The organism is Bacteroides sp. Marseille-P3684 (genome assembly GCF_900291465.1).
Taxonomy (GTDB): Bacteria; Bacteroidota; Bacteroidia; order Bacteroidales; family Bacteroidaceae; genus Phocaeicola_A.
Window position 1 is genome coordinate 2839186 of record NZ_LT985808.1, and the last position, 22608, is coordinate 2861793.

14 protein-coding genes are annotated in these 22608 nt (G+C 54.0%); 10 read left to right on the forward strand and 4 right to left on the reverse strand.

Annotated elements, in window-relative coordinates; translation table 11 throughout:
* Nucleotides 1-234: 234 nt before the first annotated feature.
* The 3 genes from C8275_RS11220 to C8275_RS11230 all read left to right on the forward strand — a co-directional run bounded on the left by C8275_RS11220 (nt 235) and on the right by C8275_RS11230 (nt 5958).
* Nucleotides 235-1896, forward strand: a complete 1662-nt coding sequence (locus C8275_RS11220) for a putative transporter (protein ID WP_106485157.1) — start codon at nt 235-237, stop codon at nt 1894-1896.
* A gap of 814 nt (nt 1897-2710) precedes the next feature.
* Complete coding sequence (locus C8275_RS11225; protein ID WP_106485158.1) at nt 2711-4963, forward strand: inorganic phosphate transporter; 2253 nt, start codon at nt 2711-2713, stop codon at nt 4961-4963.
* A 182-nt stretch (nt 4964-5145) separates the two neighbouring features.
* The gene (locus tag C8275_RS11230; protein ID WP_106485159.1) at nt 5146-5958 is read left to right on the forward strand and encodes an alpha/beta hydrolase family protein; all 813 of its coding nucleotides are present in this window, start codon (nt 5146-5148) and stop codon (nt 5956-5958) included.
* A gap of 17 nt (nt 5959-5975) precedes the next feature.
* On the opposite strand, the gene C8275_RS11235 is transcribed toward C8275_RS11230, so the two are convergent.
* Nucleotides 5976-6731 (reverse strand): carboxymuconolactone decarboxylase family protein, encoded by a 756-nt coding sequence (locus C8275_RS11235; RefSeq protein ID WP_234395753.1) that lies wholly within the window; start codon nt 6729-6731, stop codon nt 5976-5978.
* A gap of 93 nt (nt 6732-6824) precedes the next feature.
* Entirely contained in the window at nt 6825-6968 is a 144-nt protein-coding gene (locus C8275_RS14660) for a hypothetical protein (protein WP_157948259.1), read from the reverse strand.
* Between the two features lie 48 nt (nt 6969-7016).
* On the opposite strand from C8275_RS14660, the gene C8275_RS11240 reads away from it, so the two are divergent.
* On the forward strand, nt 7017-8084 hold the full coding sequence (locus tag C8275_RS11240; RefSeq protein ID WP_157948260.1) for a transposase: 1068 nt from the start codon (nt 7017-7019) through the stop codon (nt 8082-8084).
* A gap of 29 nt (nt 8085-8113) precedes the next feature.
* Here the strand turns inward: C8275_RS11240 and C8275_RS11245 are convergent, their stop codons facing one another.
* Together C8275_RS11245 and C8275_RS11250 are read right to left on the reverse strand one after the other, a co-directional pair.
* Nucleotides 8114-9298 (reverse strand): FecR family protein, encoded by a 1185-nt coding sequence (locus C8275_RS11245; protein WP_106485161.1) that lies wholly within the window; start codon nt 9296-9298, stop codon nt 8114-8116.
* 40 nt (nt 9299-9338) lie between these two features.
* A complete protein-coding gene (locus C8275_RS11250) occupies nt 9339-9938 on the reverse strand; it encodes a sigma-70 family RNA polymerase sigma factor (protein WP_106485162.1) in 600 nt (199 codons plus the stop codon).
* A gap of 662 nt (nt 9939-10600) precedes the next feature.
* On the opposite strand from C8275_RS11250, the gene C8275_RS11260 reads away from it, so the two are divergent.
* From C8275_RS11260 to C8275_RS11285, 6 genes are all read left to right on the forward strand, one after another.
* Entirely contained in the window at nt 10601-13909 is a 3309-nt protein-coding gene (locus C8275_RS11260) for a SusC/RagA family TonB-linked outer membrane protein (RefSeq protein ID WP_369861218.1), read from the forward strand.
* 22 nt (nt 13910-13931) lie between these two features.
* On the forward strand, nt 13932-15446 hold the full coding sequence (locus tag C8275_RS11265) for a RagB/SusD family nutrient uptake outer membrane protein (RefSeq protein ID WP_022384448.1): 1515 nt from the start codon (nt 13932-13934) through the stop codon (nt 15444-15446).
* Nucleotides 15447-15448: 2 nt separating this feature from the next.
* Nucleotides 15449-16141 (forward strand): DUF4843 domain-containing protein, encoded by a 693-nt coding sequence (locus C8275_RS11270; RefSeq protein WP_022384449.1) that lies wholly within the window; start codon nt 15449-15451, stop codon nt 16139-16141.
* A 4-nt stretch (nt 16142-16145) separates the two neighbouring features.
* Nucleotides 16146-17810, forward strand: coding sequence for a PKD-like family lipoprotein (locus tag C8275_RS11275; protein ID WP_157948261.1), 1665 nt, complete (start codon nt 16146-16148; stop codon nt 17808-17810).
* A 275-nt stretch (nt 17811-18085) separates the two neighbouring features.
* On the forward strand, nt 18086-20380 hold the full coding sequence (locus C8275_RS11280) for a zinc-dependent metalloprotease (protein WP_106485166.1): 2295 nt from the start codon (nt 18086-18088) through the stop codon (nt 20378-20380).
* A 14-nt stretch (nt 20381-20394) separates the two neighbouring features.
* Nucleotides 20395-22464, forward strand: a complete 2070-nt coding sequence (locus tag C8275_RS11285) for a zinc-dependent metalloprotease (RefSeq protein WP_106485167.1) — start codon at nt 20395-20397, stop codon at nt 22462-22464.
* Nucleotides 22465-22608: the final 144 nt, after the last annotated feature.

A 22608-nucleotide genomic window follows, 5' to 3' on the forward strand; every position in this document is an offset into this window, starting at 1 on the left:
AAAAAAGAGCAGCCCGCCTCTATATAAATAAGGTAATAGACGTCCTCCGCCACTCCCACCCGGCAAATGACAGAATACTGACAATACGTCAGGATTCCAGGCGGCTTTATCTGTCAAAAAGGAAGGAAACAGGCACTTCCCTTACCACCTTTCTCCCGTTTCATGCCCTATGCATGCGAAATAAATACTATCTTTGCAGCCCCAAACAAAGTAAACTAGATTGCTCCTGTAAGCATGGAATGGATTAGCACTACGATATTGGAACATTCGGCGCTGCAAGCCGTCATCATCATCTCACTCATCTCTGCCATTGGACTCGCACTAGGGCGGATCCGTGTTCTCGGCGTATCACTCGGTGTCACTTTCGTATTTTTCATGGGTATCCTGGCAGGACATCTCGGCATATCCATCGACTCCCAGATGCTCAACTATGCGGAGAGCTTCGGGCTGGTGCTGTTCGTCTATGCACTGGGGCTGCAGGTCGGTCCCGGCTTCTTCAGCTCCTTCCGTACCGGCGGACTGCGGCTGAACATGATGGCTACCGGCGTCGTGCTGGTCGGCACGGTGATGGCACTGGGGCTCTGCTATTGCACACCGGTCAACCTGCCCGACATGGTGGGACTCTTGTGTGGGGCAACAACCAACACTCCTGCCCTCGGTGCCGCCCAGCAGGCTCTCAAACAGATGGGAATGGACAGCAGCGGGGCAGCCTTGGGCTGTGCCGTGACTTATCCGCTCGGAGTGGTCGGCGTCATCTTCGCCCTCATCCTGTTCCGCAAGCTCTTCGTCCGTCAGCAGGACCTCAACGTACAGGAGAAGGAGGACCACAACCATACCTACATCGCCGCTTATCAGGTGCACAACCCCGGCATCTACGGCAAGAACCTGAAAGAAATCGCCCAACATACCAACCACAAGTTTGTCATCTCCCGCCTGTGGCGCAACGGCAACGTGTGCATCCCGACCTTCGACACCCGACTGGAGGAAGGCGACCGTCTGCTGGTCATCACTTCCGACAAGGATGCGCTGGGGCTGACCATCCTCTTCGGTGAACAAGAGAACACCGACTGGAACAAGGAGGACATCGACTGGGACGCCATCGACAGCAAGATGGTGTCGAAACGCATCATCGTGACCCGCCCTGAAATCAACGGCAAAAAGCTTGGGTCACTCCGCCTGCGCAATGCCTTCGGCATCAACATCACCCGCATTTACCGTTCCGGCATCCAGCTGCTTGCCACCCCGGAACTGGTGTTGCAACTGGGTGACCGCCTGACGGTCGTCGGGGAAGCTCCTGCCGTCCACAACGTCGAGAAGGTACTCGGCAATGCCGTAAAAAGCCTGAATGAGCCCAACCTCGTGTCCATTTTCATCGGCATCACGCTGGGTCTGCTCCTGGGTTCCATCCCCATCAGTGTCCCCGGCATCGAACTGCCCGTCAAGCTGGGGCTGGCAGGCGGACCCATCGTGGTGGGCATCCTCATCGGCACCTTCGGACCACGCATCCACATGGTCACCTACACCACTCACAGTGCCAACCTGATGCTGCGCGCACTGGGACTTACCATCTACCTGGCATGTCTGGGGCTGGATGCCGGAGCCCACTTCTTCGAGACGGTCTTCCGCCCGGAAGGACTCCTGTGGGTGGGTATCGGCTTTATCCTGACGTTTGTCCCGGTCATGCTCATGGCATTTGCCGCCTTCAAACTGTGGAAACTGGACTTCGGTTCCGTGGCAGGCATGCTCTGCGGAAGCATGGCAAACCCCATGGCGCTCAACTATGCCAATGACACCATCCCCGGCGACAACCCTGCCGTGTCCTACGCCACGGTCTACCCCTTCTGCATGTTCCTGCGGGTCATCATCGCCCAGCTGCTCCTGATGAGCTTCCTCTGACGGAAGAGAACCCGGCGAATGCCCATTCGTCAAAAAGACAGCCCGCAACCCTTTTTGCTTGACAAAATACCCCGATTCGCATTTTCCTGCGAACTCATATCCGACGCGATTCCGATAAACCAGAGCGGAAATGCTAAATCCAATTAACATTGGAGGCGAAAACAGCCTTTCATTTTAGAAAACTATACATTTCATTTTCGGAAAACAGACAAAACGTGCCCGGAACAATATTGTTTCGCGAGCCAAACAATATTGTTTGCCGCGTCAAACACATTAGTTTCATCGCCCAAACACTATTGTTTCACGCCCGGAAGTCAAATCTTTGGAAAATGGAAGTAATAAATTCGGAGTTTCACTCTCCAGAAGGTGTGCCGTGTCAACAAATCGGAAGGTTTCAGAAAGCATGGAATTCCGCGTGTCAGGCATCCGTCATGAAAAGTGGAGCCCCCCTATCCTCTCACTAGGATAGCATTCATCGTCCATCCGCAGCAAAGTGTATTTTGCGAATCGCCTGAGAAGGGCCTCGGAATCCACCAACTCGTATTTCGGTGCAAGGAAAGGCACTATGGGACCCTTCGTTTGACATTTTGTCAATCGGGAGAAAAGTGGCGTCCGCCTGACACACCGGAAGCGGCAAACCCCGAAAAGAATGGAAACGTCAGTCCTTTTCCATTTCCCAGCTGACGGGAACTTATTGTAAATCCCCCTCCTATGTAACAAAAACTGTAACACGAATGTAATATATGTAACATTGTTTGTTGCCTGGGGATGGTATATCTTTGCAGCGTGATTCTTATAACTACTTAAAATCTTTATGGAAACAATTTATTTAGGACTAGTCATTTTCCTATTCATGCTGGCTGTCTTTGACCTGTGGGTGGGAGTCAGCAACGATGCGGTCAACTTCCTCAACTCCGCCATCGGTGCCAAAGCCGCCAAGTTCAGGACCATCATGATTATCGCTGCCATCGGAATCTTCTGTGGAGCGACCATGAGCAGCGGCATGATGGACATCGCGAGACACGGCATTTTCAGGCCGGAGCAGTTCTTCTTCGACGAGCTGATGTGTATCTTCCTCGCCGTCATGGTGACCGACATTATCCTGCTGGATATCTTCAACTCCCTCGGTCTGCCGACTTCAACCACCGTATCCATGGTCTTCTCCCTGTTGGGAGGTACTTCCGGGTTGACCATCGTCAAGCTCGCCCATGACACGACAGGACTCAGCATCGCTGACCTGATGAACACCGAAAAAGCGCTCTCCGTCATCATCGCCATCTTCGTTTCTGTGGCAATCGCCTTCTTCTTCGGGACAATCGTCCAATTCCTCTCCCGTCTCCTCTTTACCTTTAATTATAAATCACACCTCAAATGGAAAATCGGCCTCTTCGGAGGTGTCGCTGCCACAGCCATCTGCTACTTCATGCTGGTGAAAGGCATCCGCGACATGAGCTTCATGACCGATGACATGCGTGCCTACATCGACGGTCACGGCACGACCTTCATCGTCGGGGGACTGATTATCTTCACGGTGCTGATGCAGATTCTCCACTGGCTGAAGGTCGATGTCTTCAAGGTGGTGGTCCTGCTGGGAACCTTTGCACTGGCCATGTCGTTCGCCGGCAATGACCTGGTGAACTTCATCGGTGTGCCTTTGGCAGGATTCTCCTCCTACCAGGACTACATGGCTGCCGGCGGAGGAGACGTGACCCAGCACATGATGGGAGCGCTCAACGAGTCGGCACATACGCCTGTCTACTTCCTGGCAGCTGCCGGCATCGTGATGGTCATTTCACTGATGACCTCCAAGAAAGCACACAACGTGGTAAAAACATCCGTTGACCTGGCACGTCAGGATGTCGGCGACGAGATGTTCGGGTCTTCACGCATGGCACGTTCCATCGTCCGCACGACCATGAACGCCTTCAACAGCGTGATGAGCATCACGCCGATGCCCGTCCGCAACTGGGTGCGCAAGCGTTTCAATCAGGATGAGATTATCCTGGCCAACGGAGCCGCCTTCGACATGGTGCGCGCTTCGGTCAACCTGGTGCTTGCCGGTCTGCTCATCGCCGTGGGAACCTCGCTGAAGCTCCCGTTGTCAACCACCTACGTGGCCTTCATGGTTGCCATGGGTTCGTCACTTGCCGACCGTGCCTGGGGACGTGAGAGCGCCGTGTTCCGCATCACCGGTGTGCTGTCAGTCATCGGCGGATGGTTCATCACGGCAGGTGCCGCCTTCCTGCTCTGCTTCACCATCACGCTCATCATGTACTTCGGCGGTGCAGTTGCCATCGTCATCATGATTGCCATCGCCATCGCCCGACTGGTCTACAGCCACAAGAAATACAACAAGAAGATGAAGGCAGAGACTTCCGACGACCTCTTCCGTCAGATTGTAGCCTCGAAAGACAAGAAGGAGACCTGGTCGCTGCTTTGCCAGCACATCGCCGACAACCAGTCGCTCTATCTGACCTTCGTCATCGACACCTATACCCAGATTACCGACGGTTTTGTCAACGACGACCTGCGTACCCTGCGTCGTGCCGACAGCGCCTTGCGCACGGAAAAGGGAGCGCTGAAGAAGATGCGTCGGAAAGAGATGGTGGGTCTCCAGCGCATCGACAAGGACATCGCCATCGAGAAGAACACCTGGTTCCACCTGGGCAGCAACAGCTGTCAGCAGATCATGTACTGCCTGCGCCGTATCTGTGAGCCATGTGAAGAGCACGTGGACAACAACTTCAAGCCCATGCCCATGGAACTGGTGAAAGAGTTCATCCCCTTGCGCGACACCCTCGTATACCTGCTGAAACGGACACACACTGTCATCTCTGAAGGCAAGTACAACGAAGTGGATGAAATCCGCGCCGAATGCGACCGCCTGAAGGAATCGCTTTCACGCACCCGCAAGTTGCAGATGAACCGCATGCAGGATGTGAAAAACAATCTTGCCGTCTCCTATGTTTACCTGAACATCCTGCAGGAGACCCAGGAGCTCGTCAGCTCGTTGCGCCACCTGCTGCGTGCAACCCGCCGTTTCCAGACCAACGAATACGATGCCTGATGTGAAATAAGGAACATTTGTTTAACTTCAAGAATACCGGTCTTTCGCTGCCTCGTGCAGTGGAGGCCGGTTTCTTTTTACACGGACGCCGGTTCTCCGGACCTCTCCCGGCATACAAATCCTCCCGTTCCTAATGGAAGTTGGACATTTATACGTACTTTTGTCACGAAAAAACAAAGACAATGAAACAACTTAGCTGGATTTTACTGTTATTCCTGGGACTGGGCACAGCCGTCCAGGCTGCCAAGGTAGACACATTGAAAGTGTTTAGTGAAAAAATGAAGCGGAACATCCGCGTGTTGGTCTTCGTACCGGATGGAGACGGCAAGGTGCCCACACTCTATCTGCTGCACGGATATGGCGGCGACGAACGGAGTTGGTCGGGCATCACCGACTTGAAGCAGATGGCGGATGACAACCACCTGCTCATCGTCTGTCCCAACGGCGACCGCAGCTGGTATTGGGACAGTCCGCTGCATCCCGAAGTACAGTTCGAAACGTTCGTCTCGAAAGAACTCCCGGCATACATCGATGCCCACTACCCTACTTATGCCCGCCGTGAGGGTCGTGCCGTGACCGGATTCAGCATGGGCGGCCACGGAGCCATGTGGAACGCCTTGCGCCATCCCGAAACGTTTGGAGCCGCAGGCAGCACCAGCGGAGGTCTGGACATCCGCCCCTTCCCCAACAACTGGGAGATGCAGACGCAGCTGGGTTCACCCGCCGAATATCCGCAAAACTGGGAGAACTACACCGTCTACAATTCCCTTGATGCCTTCCTGGGCAGACAGACGGCTCTCATCATCGATTGCGGTTACAGTGACTTCTTCTACCAGGTCAACCAGAATGTACACCACCGCCTGCGCGAACTGAACATTGCCCACGACTTTTACGTACGTCCCGGTGGCCACACGGGTACTTATTGGGCAAATGCCATCCATTATCAGGTTCTTTTCTTCGTACGCCACTTCCGGGAAGCCGGACTGGAGTTCTGAGGGAGAATGGACTCACACTAAAAATCCCCATATTCCTCCTTGATGATACGCAGCGCCTTGATAGCGGCAGGAAAACCGATGTAAGGCAGGCACTGGATAACGGCAGCAGTCAATGTCTCGGGCGAGTTGCCCACATTGATGTTGCCGTGATAGTGTGAGTGGAGCTGACTCTCGGCTTCCAAGGTGGTCAGTACGCAGTACCCCAATAACTCACGTGTCTGCAAGTCGAGTGCCCCACGACTGTAGATTTCACCGAAGAAATAGTCGGTCAGGAACTGTTCTACATTCTTGCCCATATCGCCGGGCATACCAGACATGACGGATGACACGCCGCCGGGATATTGCTTATCCTGAATGGCTTTGCCCGTCTCATGGCGTGTTTCCTCTGTCACCGTGCTTTGCTTTTCCAACGGTAGAGAGATACCACGCTCCTTAAACACTTCGTTTACCGTAGCCACGGCATTCAGCATCTTGGGGAAGCCGATGAACGGAGCGGTGAGATACATCACTTCGCGCAGTTCTTCGGGCGTGACACCGACATTGAGTGCTGCTCCAGCATGAGCTTTCAGTTGCGGAAGCGTCTGCATCGTAGCAAGAGTGATGCAGGTAATCATTTCACGTTGTTTCAACGTCAGTTCACCCGTCTGGAACACCTCGCCGAAGATGAATTTCTGGAGGATGTCCATCATTTCCGGGTCTGTGCCCTGCCCGGTCAGCGCTTCGCCGCCAAACAGGGTGTGGTAATTCTGCTTGCATACTTCGATTCTATTCATAGTGTCTGTTGTTTGTGCCGTCGCGGACAGACTTCCTGTCAGCACGAGGGCGATTGTTGCTATTATATTCTTCATTTTTCTTTTGATAAAGGATTATAAACTCTTGCCCAACTGATAGGCTTGCTGCGGATAATCCGTATTCCTGACGCTGCCTGCCGTCCATACGCCCGATGCCACCACTTCGCCCACACTTATCCAGCCGAGATAATCCATCAGCGTATGGTAATGCAACAACATCGGTTCCGCCTCTTTCTTGGCGGTAGCGGCAAGATTAATTTCCTTCAGATGGGACGGTACGGACAGTTCTCCGAACAAACATACCGAAACACATTCACGAAAGGCAACTTTGACTGGTTTGACTTCAATCAGCATCTTGCCAAGAAGGTCTGTACGGGCTCATTTCTGGCACTTGCCGTTGACCCGAGCTACATTCCGAAGTCGGGGAAGAAGACCCCGTGGTTTAGGAAGTTCTGGTCAGGGGCTGCAGGAGAGACCAAGAAGGGTCTGGAGCTGACGGGCATAGGCCTGATGGATGTCGACAACCACGAGTGTATGACTCTTGGCTCCTTCCAGACACCGGACTCCATAACACTTGAGGATATGGACTACAACCTGATTGATTGGTATCGGGAGCAACTGATTTCAAGGAAAGACAGGCTGCTTCCCATCACCAAAACCATTGTTGCAGATGCGTTCTTCTCCAAGGAAACATTTGTCCGGCCTTTGGTAAAGGAGGAGTTCAATGTCGTCAGCCGTTTGAGGAACGACGCCGTGCTGTTCTACCCTACAACAGAGTCTCCGACAGGAAAACGGGGTCGCCCGAAACTGTATGACGGGAAGGTGGATTTTGCCAACCTTGACACCTCGCGGTGCGAGGAAATCCCCGTAGACAACGGAAGACTCTTCGGCCTTAGAGCCTACTCCAAGAGCCTCAAAGGCTACGTAAAAATAGCAGTATGGTATCCTCTTGAGGGCAGGACCGACAGGTGGCAAATATACTTCAGTACGGATGTCTCCATGAGTACTAAAGATGTAATCAACTGCTATAGAGTACGTTTCCTGCTGGAGTTCTGCTTCCGCGATGCGAAGTCCTTTGCAGGGCTGACCAATTGTCAGGCGAGAGACCTCCGGCGATTGGAGTTCCACTTCAACGCATCTTTCTCCGCAATCAACCTTGCGAAGGTGGCCTGCAAGGAACTGGGAATGCCATTCTCGGTGTCCTCCTGCAAGTCCATGATTCACAACGCCTATATGCTTGAGCGATTTATTTGCGTGTCCGGTATGAAACCAGACCCGCATATTATTGACAAACTTTTCAAAGAACTGGTTTTATTTACTGCCAGAACCGCTTAGCTCCGGCTATTTATTAACGAACTATTGTATTATTGAGCTTTCGATAAATAAACGTTCCGTCCCTCTATGCGGCAGTGCAAATCCGTGGTCAGCTGCAAGGCTTCCAAGAATGGAAGTATACTCTCATAGCGTTTCACACTTCCCGTATAGGGTATGTCTGCCAGCGACGCATCTTCGTACACCACGTCGATGTTGTACCAACGCTCGAACGTCTGCATGATGTCACGAAGCTTCTTGTCTCGGAATGTATAGACTCCATCGACCCAACCCACATATTCTTCCAGATTGACCTCACGCTTTTCCGCATGCGTCCCCGAGAATACGGCCTGTTGGCCCGGAGCAAGAAACATCCTGTCATCCGTTGAAGGCAGATTGACTGCCACCCGGCCCTCCACAAGCGTGGTGTAGCACACGGTGTCCTCAGGATAGACATTGACATTGAAACGTGTCCCAAGCACTTCGATGTTGCCCATTCGCGTCTGCACGATAAATGGATGCGACTCGTACGACACCACATCGAAGAAGGCTTCACCTTCCAGGAAGACCACACGTTGCGTGCCGACGAACACTTCCGGATAAATGAGCTTCGACTCGGCATTCAGCCTCACGCGTGTGCCGTCGGAAAGGAGCAATGTGTTTTCTGCCCCGCTGGGAATGACAAACTGGTTGTAGGACTCGACTTGCTGGCGGTCAAGGCGGCCAAGGGCCGACTGCGCAGCGGCTTGATATGACAAGCAACCATCCTCGTAGCTCACGGTGACGTCGCCGTCCGACAAGCTCAAATCCCCCGGATTGCCTTTTCCGATTTCCACTTCACGGCCGTCAGCCAAGACAAGCGTTCCCCTCGACTGGCCGGGGTCAAGCGCCCCTGCAAGGGAAAGTCCCTCCACGTCTGACTGCACGGGCCACAAAGCCCACGAAGCAACACCCAGCACAGCGACCGCTGCCACCCCCGCCACATAGCGGAATACACGACGGTACGCGCCGGACTGCCGTACGCCGACCTGCTGTGCAAAGCGTTCGAAAGCCTGTTCGCCCGAAACGGGAGAACGACCGAACACTTTTTGAAGCCGTTCCGGTTGTCCCAATTCCTCAAAGCGCTTCCTCACCTCAGGTTCTTGCAGTAACCCGTAGGCCTTCTCCTCTTCTTCACTATTGGCCTCTCCTGTCACATACTTCTTTAATATGGATGCATCATTCAACAAGTTTCGCATAAGCTATATATATAAGATGGTTGGTGCTCCTGCTATAACTTTATATTTTGTCTCCACCACCCATCAGCATGCAAAACAGCACGAAGGAGATTTTCGACAGATGCTCGCTCAGAAACTTGTAACTCCGCTGCTTCTGTGTCTTCACAGTGTTCAAGCTCACGTGCATGATGTCGGCAATCTCGTTCCAAGTGTGTCCCTTCAGCCGCAGACGGATGATGCGCGACTGGCTCTCGGGCAACTGGTCGACATAGAAATGAAGTTGCCTGATCAGCTCCTCCTGCAAGGCCAAGGCATAGAGTTCGTCCGAATCGTCCCAAGCCTCAGGCTGTTCCATGTTCGACAGGATGGTATGGTGAATACGATTGTTTCGCATGTATATCAGCGTATTGTTATAGCAGGCCCGATAGAGGTAATTGACCAACTCGTCCTGACTGACAAACTGACGTTTGCTGTTCCAGATAGCCAAGAAGACATCCTGCACGAGGTCTTCCACCTCGTCGCTCATGTCGTCAAGCATCCTGGACACATAAGAACACAAGGCCGCATAATAATGACGATACATCACTTTCCAATGCTGTATGTTCTGTCGGTTGATTCCTCTGATGAACGCATCTCCTGTATCGTTCTCTCTGCTGGCCATAATTGCGTAAATCAATGATGTTTTCTCGCCAAAGATATGCATTTATTTTTTTCCATCTCCATACGTCCAAAGTATTTTTGTACTTTTTTTCTATACTAAAAGCCGCCGACGACCGTATACGTCCCGTCTGAAAGCGTCAGAAGCTTTCAGAGCATCCTGAAGTCAGGATGAAACCACAGCCGCGGATGATGATAAATATTGCATACATCCCTCCAGTCTCCAAATGCCGCATTTGTCTCCGAAAGAAGACGGCTACGCGCAGCCTCCATTCCGCCCGAGCACCGAAAGGTATCCGCCCGACCACGGATAGGAGTCCGTCCGAGAGCCGAAAGGAGTCCGTCCCTCTACCGAAACCAGCAAGCAGCCCCTCCAAGCTAACCAACTGGTATTCAAGCCTTCCGTCCCCAACAGCCGGGCATCCGGAAAACCATTCCGGCAATAAGCCGTCAAGGAAGCCTCCAGAGAACGACATGAATGAAAAAAGAAGACATTCCGCCTTCCGGACCTCCCAACTGAAAAAAATATGCTTAAACTTGTCACCCTTTTGGGGCTTTTATGTATAATAAGGGTAAAGCATAGCTAAAAATAGAGAATCATAACATATTTATTCATTTAAATTCTAACTTATGAGAGGAAAAAGACTACTATTCCTACTTTGGGGAATGTGTTTCATGTCCTTGCATGTATGGGCCGACCTGCCGGACCGCGACGTGACACTACGCCTGAACAATGTGTCGATGGAAAAGTTTCTGGATGAACTGAAAGAGCAAACTTCCATCAACATCCTTTACAACGCACAAATGTTTAAAGAGACACCGGCTGTGACCGTAAATGCCAAGGACGAGCCTTGGCAGAAAGTGTTGCAGAAAGTGCTCCGCCCGCTGGGATTTGAGTATGCAGTCAAGAATGACATCGTCGTCATCCGCCCCATTGCGAAAGAAGAGGGAAAAACCGAAGAAAAGGTCATCAAAGGCTCCGTGGTGGACACAGACGGACTGCCGCTGGCCGGAGCCACCATCACCATCAAGCACGAAGACGGCACGTCGACCTATGCGCGTGCTGACATGGACGGCAACTTCCAAGTCGCAGCCGTGGGCGACGAGACATCACTGACGGCCTCATTCCTTGGTTATAAACTCCTGGAGCTGAAAGCCAACGCGAAAGGCGACAACTACAACTTCCGCTTGGAATCAGACTCGCAATACTTGGAAGAAGTCGTCGTGACCGGTATCTTCGACCGCAAGAAAGAAGGCTTCACGGGATCAGCCGTAACACTGAAAGGCGACGACCTGAAGAAATACAGCGCGACAAACATAGCCAAAGCATTGTCAGCCGTGGCACCGGGATTCCGCATCGTGGAAAACATCGACCTGGGTTCAAACCCCAACGGATTGCCCGAAATGAGCCTGCGCGGCCAGGCCAACATGGACTTGGGCAACGCCACGACATCCAACGAATTCCTGTCCGTACAAGGTGAATACGAGACTTATCCGAACCAGCCGCTCATCATCCTCGACGGCTTCGAGACGACCACGCAGAAGATGGTCGACCTCGACCCCGAACGCGTGGCCTCCGTCACACTGCTGAAGGACGCCGCAGCAACGGCCATCTACGGTTCGCGAGCAGCCAACGGCGTGATTGTCATCGAGACCAAGACTCCCAAAGCCGGACGCCTGTGGGTGACCTACGGCGGAGAGTTGCGCGTGGAGACGCCCGACCTGACCGACTACAACCTGATGAATGCCGAAGAAAAGCTGGCTACGGAATGGGCCGCCGGCATGTACACAGCTTCCGGCATCACGGCTGAAAAGCTGGAACTCTACCAACGCAAACTGCACGAAGTGAAACGCGGCGTGAACACCTACTGGCTCGACAAGCCGCTGCGCACCGCATTCCAGCAGCGCCACACCTTGACGCTCGAAGGTGGCGACCAAGCCCTGCGCTACTCCATCTACGCAGGCTACAACATGTCGCCGGGCGTGATGAAGGACAGCAAGCGCGACGTGTTTACAGGTGAATTCAACATCCAATACCGTTTCAAGAAATTCCTGCTGAAGAACCGCCTGACGCTCGACAACTCGACAGCCGACGAATCGCCCTGGGGCAGCTTCAGCCAATACACCCGGCTCAATCCTTACCTCCGCGCCTATGATGAAAACGGAGAAATCCCTCAATATCTGGATGATTTTTCAAACCTGAACGTCGGCCAGGCCAACTACCCCAACCCGATGTACAACACGACGTTCAAGACCAAAGACCGGAGCACGAACCTGTCGTTCACCGAGCTGTTCAGTGCAGAGTGGAACCCCAATGCAGACTGGCGCATTGTGGGCAACTTCTCACTGACCAAAAGTTCAGGCAACCGCGACGTGTTCCGCCCGGCCCAGCACACAGCCTTTGCCAACATCACAGACCCGGCACTGAAGGGTGACTATGCACGCACAGAAAGCTCCTCGCTCAACTGGCAAGTGGACTTGACTGCGAGCTACAACAAACTGATAAACAACATCCACTACATCACAGGAAACACACGTTTCACCATGCAGGAGACCACCAGCGAGAGCTACGCAGCCCATGTGACAGGTTTCCCCAACGAAAACATGGATGAAATCCTCTTCGGCAGCCGCTATGATGAGAAGATGGAAGGCTTGGAAAGCACCAGCCGCCTGCTGAGCTGGGTGGCAGCCATGGGCTATTCTTACAAATATAAATACTCCATCGACTTCAATATCCGTCTGGACGGCTCGTCGCAGTTCGGTACAAACAACCGCTGGGCGCCCTTCTGGTCAGCCGGTCTCCGCTGGGACTTGAAGAAAGAAAACTTCCTAAAAGACGTCGACTTCCTCTCCGACCTCGTGTTGCGCGGCACATACGGTATCACGGGTTCACAGGGATTTGACCCCTACCAGGCACACTTGTATTACAGCTACAGCAACCTGCTGAAGCCTTACTACTCATCCGACGTCACCGGTGCTGAAATCTACGCCATGCCCAACGAAGACTTGAAATGGCAGGAGACACGCAACCTGAACCTGGCATTGGAAATGGGATTCCTGGACGGACGCCTGACCGGACGCATCGAATGGTACCGCAAGATTACCAACAACATGCTCACGTCCATCACCCTAGCCCCCTCGCTCGGATTCAACACCTATCCGGCCAACCTAGGAAAGATCGAAAACCAAGGCATCGAATTCAGCCTTTCGGCCATCCCTTACCAAGACCGTGCCAATCAGGCTTATTGGACCATCACTGTCAATGGTTCGCGCAATAAGGATAAACTGCTGAAAATCTCTGAAGCCATGCGCCACATGAACGAAGTGAACAATGCCAACCAAGACGACACGCCTCTCTCCCGCTACGTCGAAGGCGAATCGCTCAACCGCATTTGGGTGGTCCGCTCGCTGGGTATAGACCCGTCGACCGGTCTGGAAATCTTCCAGAAACGCAATGGCGACATGACAGGCGAATACGACCCTGTGGACATCGTCCCCATCGGCAACACCGAGCCTGACTGGCAAGGATTCATCAACTCATCCTTCACCTATCGCGGCTGGGGCGCCGACGTCAGCTTCCAATACAGGTTTGGAGGGCAAGTCTACAACCAGACGTTGCTCGACAAAGTGGAAAATGCTTCGCTGGTTTACAACGTTGACCGCCGCGTGATGGACCTGAGGTGGCAAAAGCCGGGCGACCGTTCACGCTTCAAGACGCTGAACTATCTGGCCAGCGACACGAAAGCCTCTTCACGCTTCATCATGGACGAGAACGTGTTCCAGTGGAGTTCACTTTCGCTCTACTATCGCATGGACCCTCAAAACGCTCCGTTCATAAGCAAACTGAGCCTGAGTTCGGCTAAAGTCTCCTTCAACATGGAAGACTTGTTCTACTTGTCGACCGTGAAGCGCGAACGCGGATTGGACTATCCCTATGCACGCACTTTCACGTTCTCTCTGAATCTGACTTTCTAACAACCCCACTATCAATCACATTATGAAAAAGACATACCTATACATATTGGCCGGTCTGCTGACCTTCTCTTCCTGCAACGACTGGCTGGATGTGGACCCGAAGACATCCATTCCGGCAGACAAAGAATTTGAGACGGAATATGGCTTCAAGGACGCCCTGACGGGTATTTACCTGAAATTGACCGACACGGAGCTTTATGCCCGCAATCTGACTTACGGCTATCTGGACGAACTGGCCGGCATCTACGAAGACCACTCCCTATCAAACGATGCAGACCGAACGGACATCTACGACTACACGGACGAAGCCGAAAGCCGCATCAACGGCATCTACGTGAAGATGTATAACACCATTGCCAATGTCAACAATCTGCTGACCAACCTGGAGGAACATCGCAACGTGCTGACTACACCCCTCTACTACGAGACCATGAAGGGCGAAGCGCTTGGCCTGCGTGCCTTCCTGCACTTCGACCTGCTCCGCCTCTATGGACCTATCTTCAGCGAGAACCCCAATGGGGAAGCCATCCCTTACCGCACGACGTTCGACAACGAGGCCACGCCCGTGTTGTCCGCCTCGGATGTCGTGGAAAAGATTCTGGCTGACCTGACGGAAGCACATGACTTGTTGGCCGACAACGACCCGTGCGACTTCTTCACCGACCGCACATCAGAAGAGTTTTCCGACAAAAACATGTTCCTCGTCGACCGCCAGTTCCGCATGAACCTCTACGCAGTGAAAGCCATGCTGGCACGGGTTTATAGCTACAAAGGCGATGCCGAAAGCCGCCGCCTGGCCGTGCAATACGCCCAGGAAGTCATCGATGCGACCGACTACTTCACGCTCTACACCACACAAGACGTCAACACCTACAACTCTATCCGCTACCGCGAACAGGTGTTCGGCATCAGCGTGTATGACTTGGAGAACATCCTGGAGAACAACAACATGAGCATGGCATCCGAACCAAGTATCCAATACCGTTACGTCACGCCACGGGCCAACTTCCAGGCCTTCTATGACCTCAACAGCGGAGGCGACACAGACTGGCGCTCACACGGTTTCGCCTTCAACAGTGTAGAGACCTACGAAGGCATGTTCATGTATTGCCTCAAGTACAACCAGGCGAACCTGTCGACCAATGCCGACGGAGCCGATGCCATCCCCCTCATCCGTTTGCCGGAGATGTATTACATCATCGCAGAATGCGCCGACGATCCGCAGACCAGTGCCGACGCCCTCAATGAAGTGCGCTTCGCACGAGGCATCTCTTACGAAGATGAAATCAACACCGTCGACTATGACCGTCCCTATGCCGCAGGCGAAGACCCGTCGCTCAGCAAGCGCGTGAACCTCATCATGCACGAGTTGCGCAAAGAGTATTTTGCCGAAGGCCAACTGTTCTTCTACCTGAAGGCCCATCACTTCACCACCTTCGATGGTTGCCTCTTCGAAAACGGCATGCAAACAGAGCACTACCAATGGGTATTGCCTGAAGACGAAATCATATTTGGTAACAACAATAAACAGCAATAATCATGAAAAAGCTACTATATCTCTTGTGCTTCGTTTGGGCAGGTTCCTTCCTTACCGGGTGTTCGGAAGAGGAAATTGCCCTCTACGGCCAGGAAATGGCCATCACATTCAGCTCGGCCACCACACTCAACTACACATTTACAGATGAACACTATCTGAACGGCACCACGTCGCTCGAACTGAACTTCTACGCCCAGCTGCAAGGCGGACTGGTGGATGCCAACCGCACATTCTGCCTCAAGACAGAGCCCCGCGAAGGCTACTCGGAGTTGCCGGTCCTCCAACTGGAGAATCCCTACACCTACAGTGAGACCGACACCATCATCCAAGTCTATCCGCTGGTCGCACAACGCCCGGAAAAACCTTCGACGACACAGAGCTGTCTGCTGACGTTCGACTATGCGAACCCCGCTCACCAGTTTATCAAAGGACGTGTCGACATCTCGACCCTCACCGTCAACGTCACTTACAAGATCAAGCCTTCAACCTGGCGCGACGAAGCCTGGGGGACATACAGCGATGCTAAATACATGTTCATGATGGACGTGCTCGACAAGACCTACAGCTCCATGATGGACTACGAACTGCCCACTGTCGTCGATGCCTACGAAGCCTACAAGGCCGAAGGCGGAGATCCCATCTACGACGATAACAATGAAGAAATCACATTTCCCGAAACCAACGTAAATGCATAGTCCTATGAGAAAAACCATAAAAAGCCTCTGCGGCATGCTCACGCTTGCATTGGCATTCACGGCCTGCTATGACGATGAAGGCAACTATTCCTATCACGACATCAACGAAGTGGGCATCGTCATCCCTGAAACCGCGGTGAGAGTGCCGCGTGAAGGAGAAGTCACCGTGGTCATCACCCCGGCACTGTCGCAAACGATAGGTGCCAATGAAGAAAACCTCACCTTCCAGTGGTATAAAGGCCCGCAGTCGGCCACACGCATCTGCGAAAGCTCACCCGAGGAAGTGGCCAACGACCCCGACCGTCACAAGTCGGAACTCCATCGCTACAGCACTGACAAAAGCTGCACGCTGACCATTACGCCCTCTGACATCGAGTCCATCAAGCTCCTGCTCGAAGTGACCGACCAACGCGAAGGGACGAAATGGTATGCCGAGCGCATCGTGAACCTCGTCCTGCCCTTCAGCAGCACTTGGTTCGTCCTCCAGGAACAGGATGGGAAAGGTGTGCTTGGAGCTGCTGACGGAGAAGGCGAACTGGCCACTATCTTCCCCGACGTGTATGCCAGCGAATTCGGCACAACCTTCCCCTTGGAAGGAAAACCCCTGTCCATCGACGCCCAGCACAACTACGGCATCGGTTCGTGGAACTACACGATGGGCATCATGGCACCCTCGCCCATAGCCGTGCTCCACATCATGACCGACAGCGACCTGCAACTCGTCCGTCCCTCCACGCTCGAGACCACATACAACGGCAGACAGATGCTCCTGGGAGCCGACACGGGACAACCGCTCGCTTTGGAAACTTACGCCTATGGCAACTACGGCGAAGTGGCCGTAGCCCAAGGCAAGACGTGGCATTCGCTCATCGACGGATATGCCGTCTACTATACGGTGCGCAATCCGGAAGGCGAACAGCTCGAATCCAAGCAGTGGGCGGAATATGGAAGCAACTGGGTGACTTTCGATGAAAAGAAACATCGCTTCCTCTCTTATGTCTACAACTCCTCGGACGGCATGATGACCAGCTACACGAGCACACGGCCCATGAGAGCATACGGCCGTGCCTGGAGCGATGCCATCCCCAAGACGGCTTCCGTCCCCCAATCCGGCGAGCCGTCCCTGACCGACGTGTTTGACGCCAACGGACCGGAACTGGCTTCCATCGAAGTGCTCGACTTCGTCAGCACGGGAACATGGGCCTATGCCATCGCTACGGGTGGAACGTCCCCGCTCACGCTCTATGAGTTTTCATCATCCGCTGCGGAACCGACTTGTTCCGGACTCTACGAACTGAGCTTGCCTAACGGCGCACAAGCAGCAGACTGCCACTTTGCCGCATCTTGGGGCTTCGGACATATCCTGTTCATGGCCACCGGCAACAAAGTCTACAAAATAGACCTCAACCGCAACAATCCGGCCGTAAGCCTCATCTACGAATACACGGACGACGCAGCTGCCACGGCTGTGGCTCTCAAGTTCAAGGATATGGACAACAGCACTTATTTCCACGACCTCGGCGTGGCCTTCAACCGCGCTGACGGCACAGGCACAGTGGTCGAGCTGCGGCTGACGCAAGCTGGCGACGTAAACCGCGAAGAAGGCAGCACGTTCGAATACACCGGCTTCGGCACCATCGTCGATCTTGCATTCAACCATGCCGAGTGACGGCATGTGACATTCCTCCGGAAACATGCGTGCGCAGGTTCCTTCCCGGCACAGCCCGTGCGGAAAAGCCTGCGCACGCTTTCTTTCCTTGAGATAAGCACTCACGCACAAGGCATTCTGTCGCATAAGATATGTAATCAGTCATGCAAAACATTGCAACTGGTAATACAAGACCTTGCAATAGGTAATACAACATATTGCAATAGGCAGTGCAAGACTTTGCAACAGGCAATGCATACAACGCGACTACTTCAAGCTTCATTCAAAAACTCATTATGAAAAAACTACTATTTACCTTGCTGGCCGTCGGATACGCCTGGGTTCTCCCGGCACAAGAAGGTCTCTTCGGCATGGAACGCAAAGGCGAGACCATCCATTGGTCCATCCCCGACTCCCTGCTGGGACGCGACTTGATGCTCACGACCACCGTGCTGAAAGCCCCGGCCCGCACGACGCCGGACTATACAAAGAAATATGGCCACCCGGGCGACCTCTTCGGGCCTATCATATTGCGTTTCCGCAAGGTGGACGGTGAAATGTGGGTGACCGACCCGCTCTACGACCGCCATCTGCCGGCCACGAGCGACGATCCCATCGTGAACATCGCACGCCTGCGCGGCGACGAACGCCTGTATGACACCCTGCCCATCGTCTCCGAATCCGACGGACAGACGACCATCGACGTGAGCCGCTGGCTGAAAAGCAACCAACTCTTGGGACTGAAACCCGTAGCCTTCGAACTGGAACTGGGCACGGAAGACGCCTCACGCACACAGCTCAAGGACGTCAAAGCCCTCCCTCACTGTATGCTCACACGCAAAAGGCTGACCTATCGCCCGCTCCCGTTCATGACTCCCGGACGCAAAGCCAGCACGAGTGAAAGCGAATGGGAAGTCGGCATCTGCCTGTCGTTGCTCCCCAAGCATCCTATGCCCGTGCGTCCGTCGGGGATGCCCTACTTCGGCATCACGCAGCAGGAGTACCAAACGAATCCCCTACGGGCCTCATCACGCAGTCTGATGAAGCGCTGGCGCTTGGAACTGACCCCGGAAGACAGTGTCCGCTACTTCCAAGGCGAACTCGTCGAACCCATACATCCCATAGTGGTCTATGTCGACCGCCACACTCCAGCCCGCTGGCTACCGTGCATCATGGCCTCGATAGACGCCTGGCAGGAAGCATTCGAACAAGCAGGCTTCAAGAACGCCATCCGCGCGGTGAAAGAGCCGACGGACGATCCGAACTTCTACAACTATGACAACAGCCACGCCTACATCTCCTGGAAACCGTCAGGGCAATCCAATGCCTACGGCCCTACTCCTTGCCTGGCCAGCACGGGCGAAGTGAAAGCCTGTCACATAGGCATCTTCAGTTCCGTTCCCGACCTGTTGCAGCTCTGGTATTTCACCCAATGCGGCGCGGCAGACCCGCAGGCTTGGGACGTGGAGCTGCCCCAATCCGTCATGGACGAACTGATGAAGCTGGTCTTCACGCACGAAATCGGCCATTCACTGGGACTGGAACACAACTTCTTCGGCAGCAGCCTCCATTCGCTGGATGAATTGCGTGACAACGATTTCCTCTCCCGACACGGCATGGGGTCGTCCATCATGGACTACATGCGCTGCAACTATGCGCTGCGCCCCGGCGACCGGACCGACCTGCGCAACCGCATCGCCCGCATCGGCGAATACGACCGTTGGGCCATCGAATACGGCTACCGCATTTTCCCCGGAAAGACGGAAGAAGAGCAGGAACGCAACCGCCAGGCATGGCTCAAACAGACAGCCGGCGAACTGCAACACCGGTTTCTCGGGAGCAACGACGTACGCGCCCAGTCGGAGGACTTGGGTGACGACCACGTGGCCTTCAACACACAGGGCGTGGAGAACCTGAAATACTTGTGCTCCCAGCCTGCGGCCTGGGATAGCCCCGACATACAGTCACTGCACGTCCGCCAGAGACGTTATCAATACATGATTACGATACTGACAGAATGGACCAAACAAGTGCTCATGCACCTGGGCGGATACACACAGGACGAAGCCGGAAAGGGCATCGTGTGGGAAAAGGCAGACTACAACCGGAAGGTCATCGACTATCTGCAATCCTATGTGCTCACTCCGCCGGAATGGCTCTTTGATGCCCAGCTGGTCAACCGGTTGGAACTCGACCGGACGACACTGGCCCGCAACTTTTATGACAAGATGATGCCGTGGGTCACCGACCGTTTTGCCGACATAAGCCGCGCACAGTGCGCCGGCACGGAAGGCCTTCTCACGCTCGAAGAATATGTCAGTTCCCTGCATGCCGCTCTTTTCTCCGAGTGGCAACAACCTGCCACCCCCGTCAGCGATCTGAAATTTGAAGCCCAGCGGGCTTATATTGACCAGTTGGCAAACTACCTGCAACGCAGTTCGAACCATTCGAGCCACGTGCTTGCCCTAGTCACTGCGGAATGTGCACGCCTGCTACAGGAGGCTGAAGCCTACGCCGGCCAAACACCTCCGGGCAAAGACCGGGGACAAGCCCTGGAACTCATCGAAAAACTACAAGCTATCGCAAACTAACACACTGACACATTATGCTCAAACATTGGTTGTTATACTACCTATGCCTATGTCCTCTGTTCCTCTGCGCACAAACTCCGCAGGCTACCCCCAGCGGACAAACAAAAGACTTCTTTCATCAGGAAGGAATGAAAAAGGTGGACGGCATCTTGCCAGTCTATCAACACAAAGGAAAAGTCTATCTGGAATTTCCCCGCTCCGTGTGGGGACGCGAAGTGCTCATCTCGGCACAAATCGACCGCGGTTTCGACTTGGTGAACCGTCCGGCGAAGAGCTTGGGCGTGGTGCGGGTGAAAGTCGACGACAACAAGCAGGTGACACTGGCACAACCGTCCTACGCCGACCGTATGCCGGAGGCTTTCAAGGAAGCCGTCATCGAAGCGAACGAACAAACCTATCCGGCAGAAGCTGTCTCTCCGGAAGGAGGCATCGTCATCGACGTAACCAAGCTCCTGTCGACCGGCAGCGAATGGTTCTCTTACAGCTACACTCCCATCCGCGGGCTGGACGCACAACATGCTTCCGTGACCGGAGCGTCAGCCTTTGCCGACGGCGTCTGCTTCCACATCCAGCGTCGGCACGGCTACTCTCCGGAACGTGCCAATGTGTCCAGTGCCATCACCATGTTGCCTGAAGGTTCCATGCCCTTGTGGCTCTCCTGCACGGTGAGTGTGTTGCCGGCTGACGACATGTCCGTCCGCCTGATGGAGAAAGACTATGGATTCCAGAGCCTCACCTTTGGCGACCACATGCAAGACCCCTACATGAAGGTGACCGACTCCCTCATGATTCGCTGGCGGATGGAAGTGTCCCCGGCCGACAAACAGAAATATGCCAAAGGGGAGAACGTGCGCCCGCTCCGACCGCTGACCTTGTGTGTCGACCGCCATTTCCCCGAGCGATTCCGTCCGGCAGTCCGGGAGGCTGTTGCGGCTTGGAACAACGCATTCCTCCGAGCTGGTTTCCGCGACGCGCTGCAACTCAAAGAACTGGCCGAAAACGACAACCCGGCAACCTGCCAAGCCTTGCTTTCCTATGATCTGGGGACACCGGACGTGGAACGTTCCTACATCTGCCATCCGCGTACCGGAGAAATCCTATCCTGCCGCATCAATGTGGGACACGGCTGCACAGCCGCCCTGCTGGATGACTATTGGTGGCAGGAAGACGTCGCCCGCAACGATTCGTCAACGGCGGTCGAATTGCTGAAAGGCGAACTGCTCTATGCCATCGGCGACATGCTGGGAATGCGCCCTTCATCACCTGACCCCCTGTTTCTGAAATCTTCCTGCACGCTGGACGAATCCTCTGCTTGGGATGCAGCCACAGGCTATCGCGTATTCCCCGACGCCAAAAACTGCTATGAAGACAGAGACCAGCTACGCCAATGGAGAAAGGAAAACCGCCCGAAAACGGATTCCAAAGCCAACCTCCTCAACCTGTACGCCGGAAAACTGCAACACCTGCAAAAGCAATTCCGCAAACTTGACAAGACACAGCCTGCCGACTACAGAACACTCTACAAAAACGGAATGCAACTCTACGGACGCTATGTGAACGAAATAGCCCGGTACGTCGGAAGCGACCAGCCCGAAACCATGCAACAAGAGGCCATGAACCTGCTGACGGAGTACTTCTTCGAAGGCAGCACACGGTTCGACAACCCCTACATCAGAGCGCATACGACAGAAAACAGGCACACTCTCCTGTCATCGCCTGCGACGGACGTATTCACCCACCTGCTCTCACAAGAGACTGTCGCGACGCTGCAACGCGCCGAGTGGTATGCCGGAAAGAAGGACAAGGGACTCACAGCCCAACGTTTCTTCCAATCGCTTTATGCCTCGCTCTTCGGCAACTTCGAGCCCGACCGGGACTTCACCTACGAGCAGCTCGACCTGATGCTCTCCTGCATGGAGGCATGGAAAAACGCCCTGAACGCCGATGAGAAATCGGGCAACACGACAGGCAAAGTGCGGCTCGAAACCGAATGGAAGCATGTCAAGAGCCAACTGGAAAAACTGGCAGAAAGCCACCCCAATCCCTCGATGCGCTCACTCTTCGCCTGGATGTCACGCCGTTGAGCAGAAATACCGGAAGAAATCGAGTAGGAGGAAAACGAAGTGATTTTCTTCCTACTTTCGTTTTCCGACCTCTCCCACCACCACGCATGCGGTTCCGCACGTGGCGGTTCTTTATTTAGGATACCATTTGAGATACTCCTCATA

Excerpts from the sequence above, each read along its gene's own strand:
- C8275_RS11275 (WP_157948261.1), top strand. The coding sequence starts at position 16,146 with ATGAGAAAAACCATAAAAAGCCTCTGCGGCATGCTCACGCTTGCATTG.
- C8275_RS11270 (WP_022384449.1), top strand. The coding sequence starts at position 15,449 with ATGAAAAAGCTACTATATCTCTTGTGCTTCGTTTGGGCAGGTTCCTTC.
- C8275_RS11220 (WP_106485157.1), top strand. The coding sequence starts at position 235 with ATGGAATGGATTAGCACTACGATATTGGAACATTCGGCGCTGCAAGCC.
- C8275_RS11285 (WP_106485167.1), top strand. The coding sequence starts at position 20,395 with ATGCTCAAACATTGGTTGTTATACTACCTATGCCTATGTCCTCTGTTC.
- C8275_RS11225 (WP_106485158.1), top strand. The coding sequence starts at position 2,711 with ATGGAAACAATTTATTTAGGACTAGTCATTTTCCTATTCATGCTGGCT.
- C8275_RS14660 (WP_157948259.1), bottom strand. The coding sequence starts at position 6,968 with ATGTTGTTGCATTACCATACGCTGATGGATTATCTCGGCTGGATAAGT.
- C8275_RS11280 (WP_106485166.1), top strand. The coding sequence starts at position 18,086 with ATGAAAAAACTACTATTTACCTTGCTGGCCGTCGGATACGCCTGGGTT.
- C8275_RS11230 (WP_106485159.1), top strand. The coding sequence starts at position 5,146 with ATGAAACAACTTAGCTGGATTTTACTGTTATTCCTGGGACTGGGCACA.
- C8275_RS11265 (WP_022384448.1), top strand. The coding sequence starts at position 13,932 with ATGAAAAAGACATACCTATACATATTGGCCGGTCTGCTGACCTTCTCT.
- C8275_RS11240 (WP_157948260.1), top strand. The coding sequence starts at position 7,017 with ATGGGACGGTACGGACAGTTCTCCGAACAAACATACCGAAACACATTC.
- C8275_RS11250 (WP_106485162.1), bottom strand. The coding sequence starts at position 9,938 with ATGGCCAGCAGAGAGAACGATACAGGAGATGCGTTCATCAGAGGAATC.
- C8275_RS11245 (WP_106485161.1), bottom strand. The coding sequence starts at position 9,298 with ATGCGAAACTTGTTGAATGATGCATCCATATTAAAGAAGTATGTGACA.
- C8275_RS11260 (WP_369861218.1), top strand. The coding sequence starts at position 10,601 with ATGTGTTTCATGTCCTTGCATGTATGGGCCGACCTGCCGGACCGCGAC.
- C8275_RS11235 (WP_234395753.1), bottom strand. The coding sequence starts at position 6,731 with ATGAATAGAATCGAAGTATGCAAGCAGAATTACCACACCCTGTTTGGC.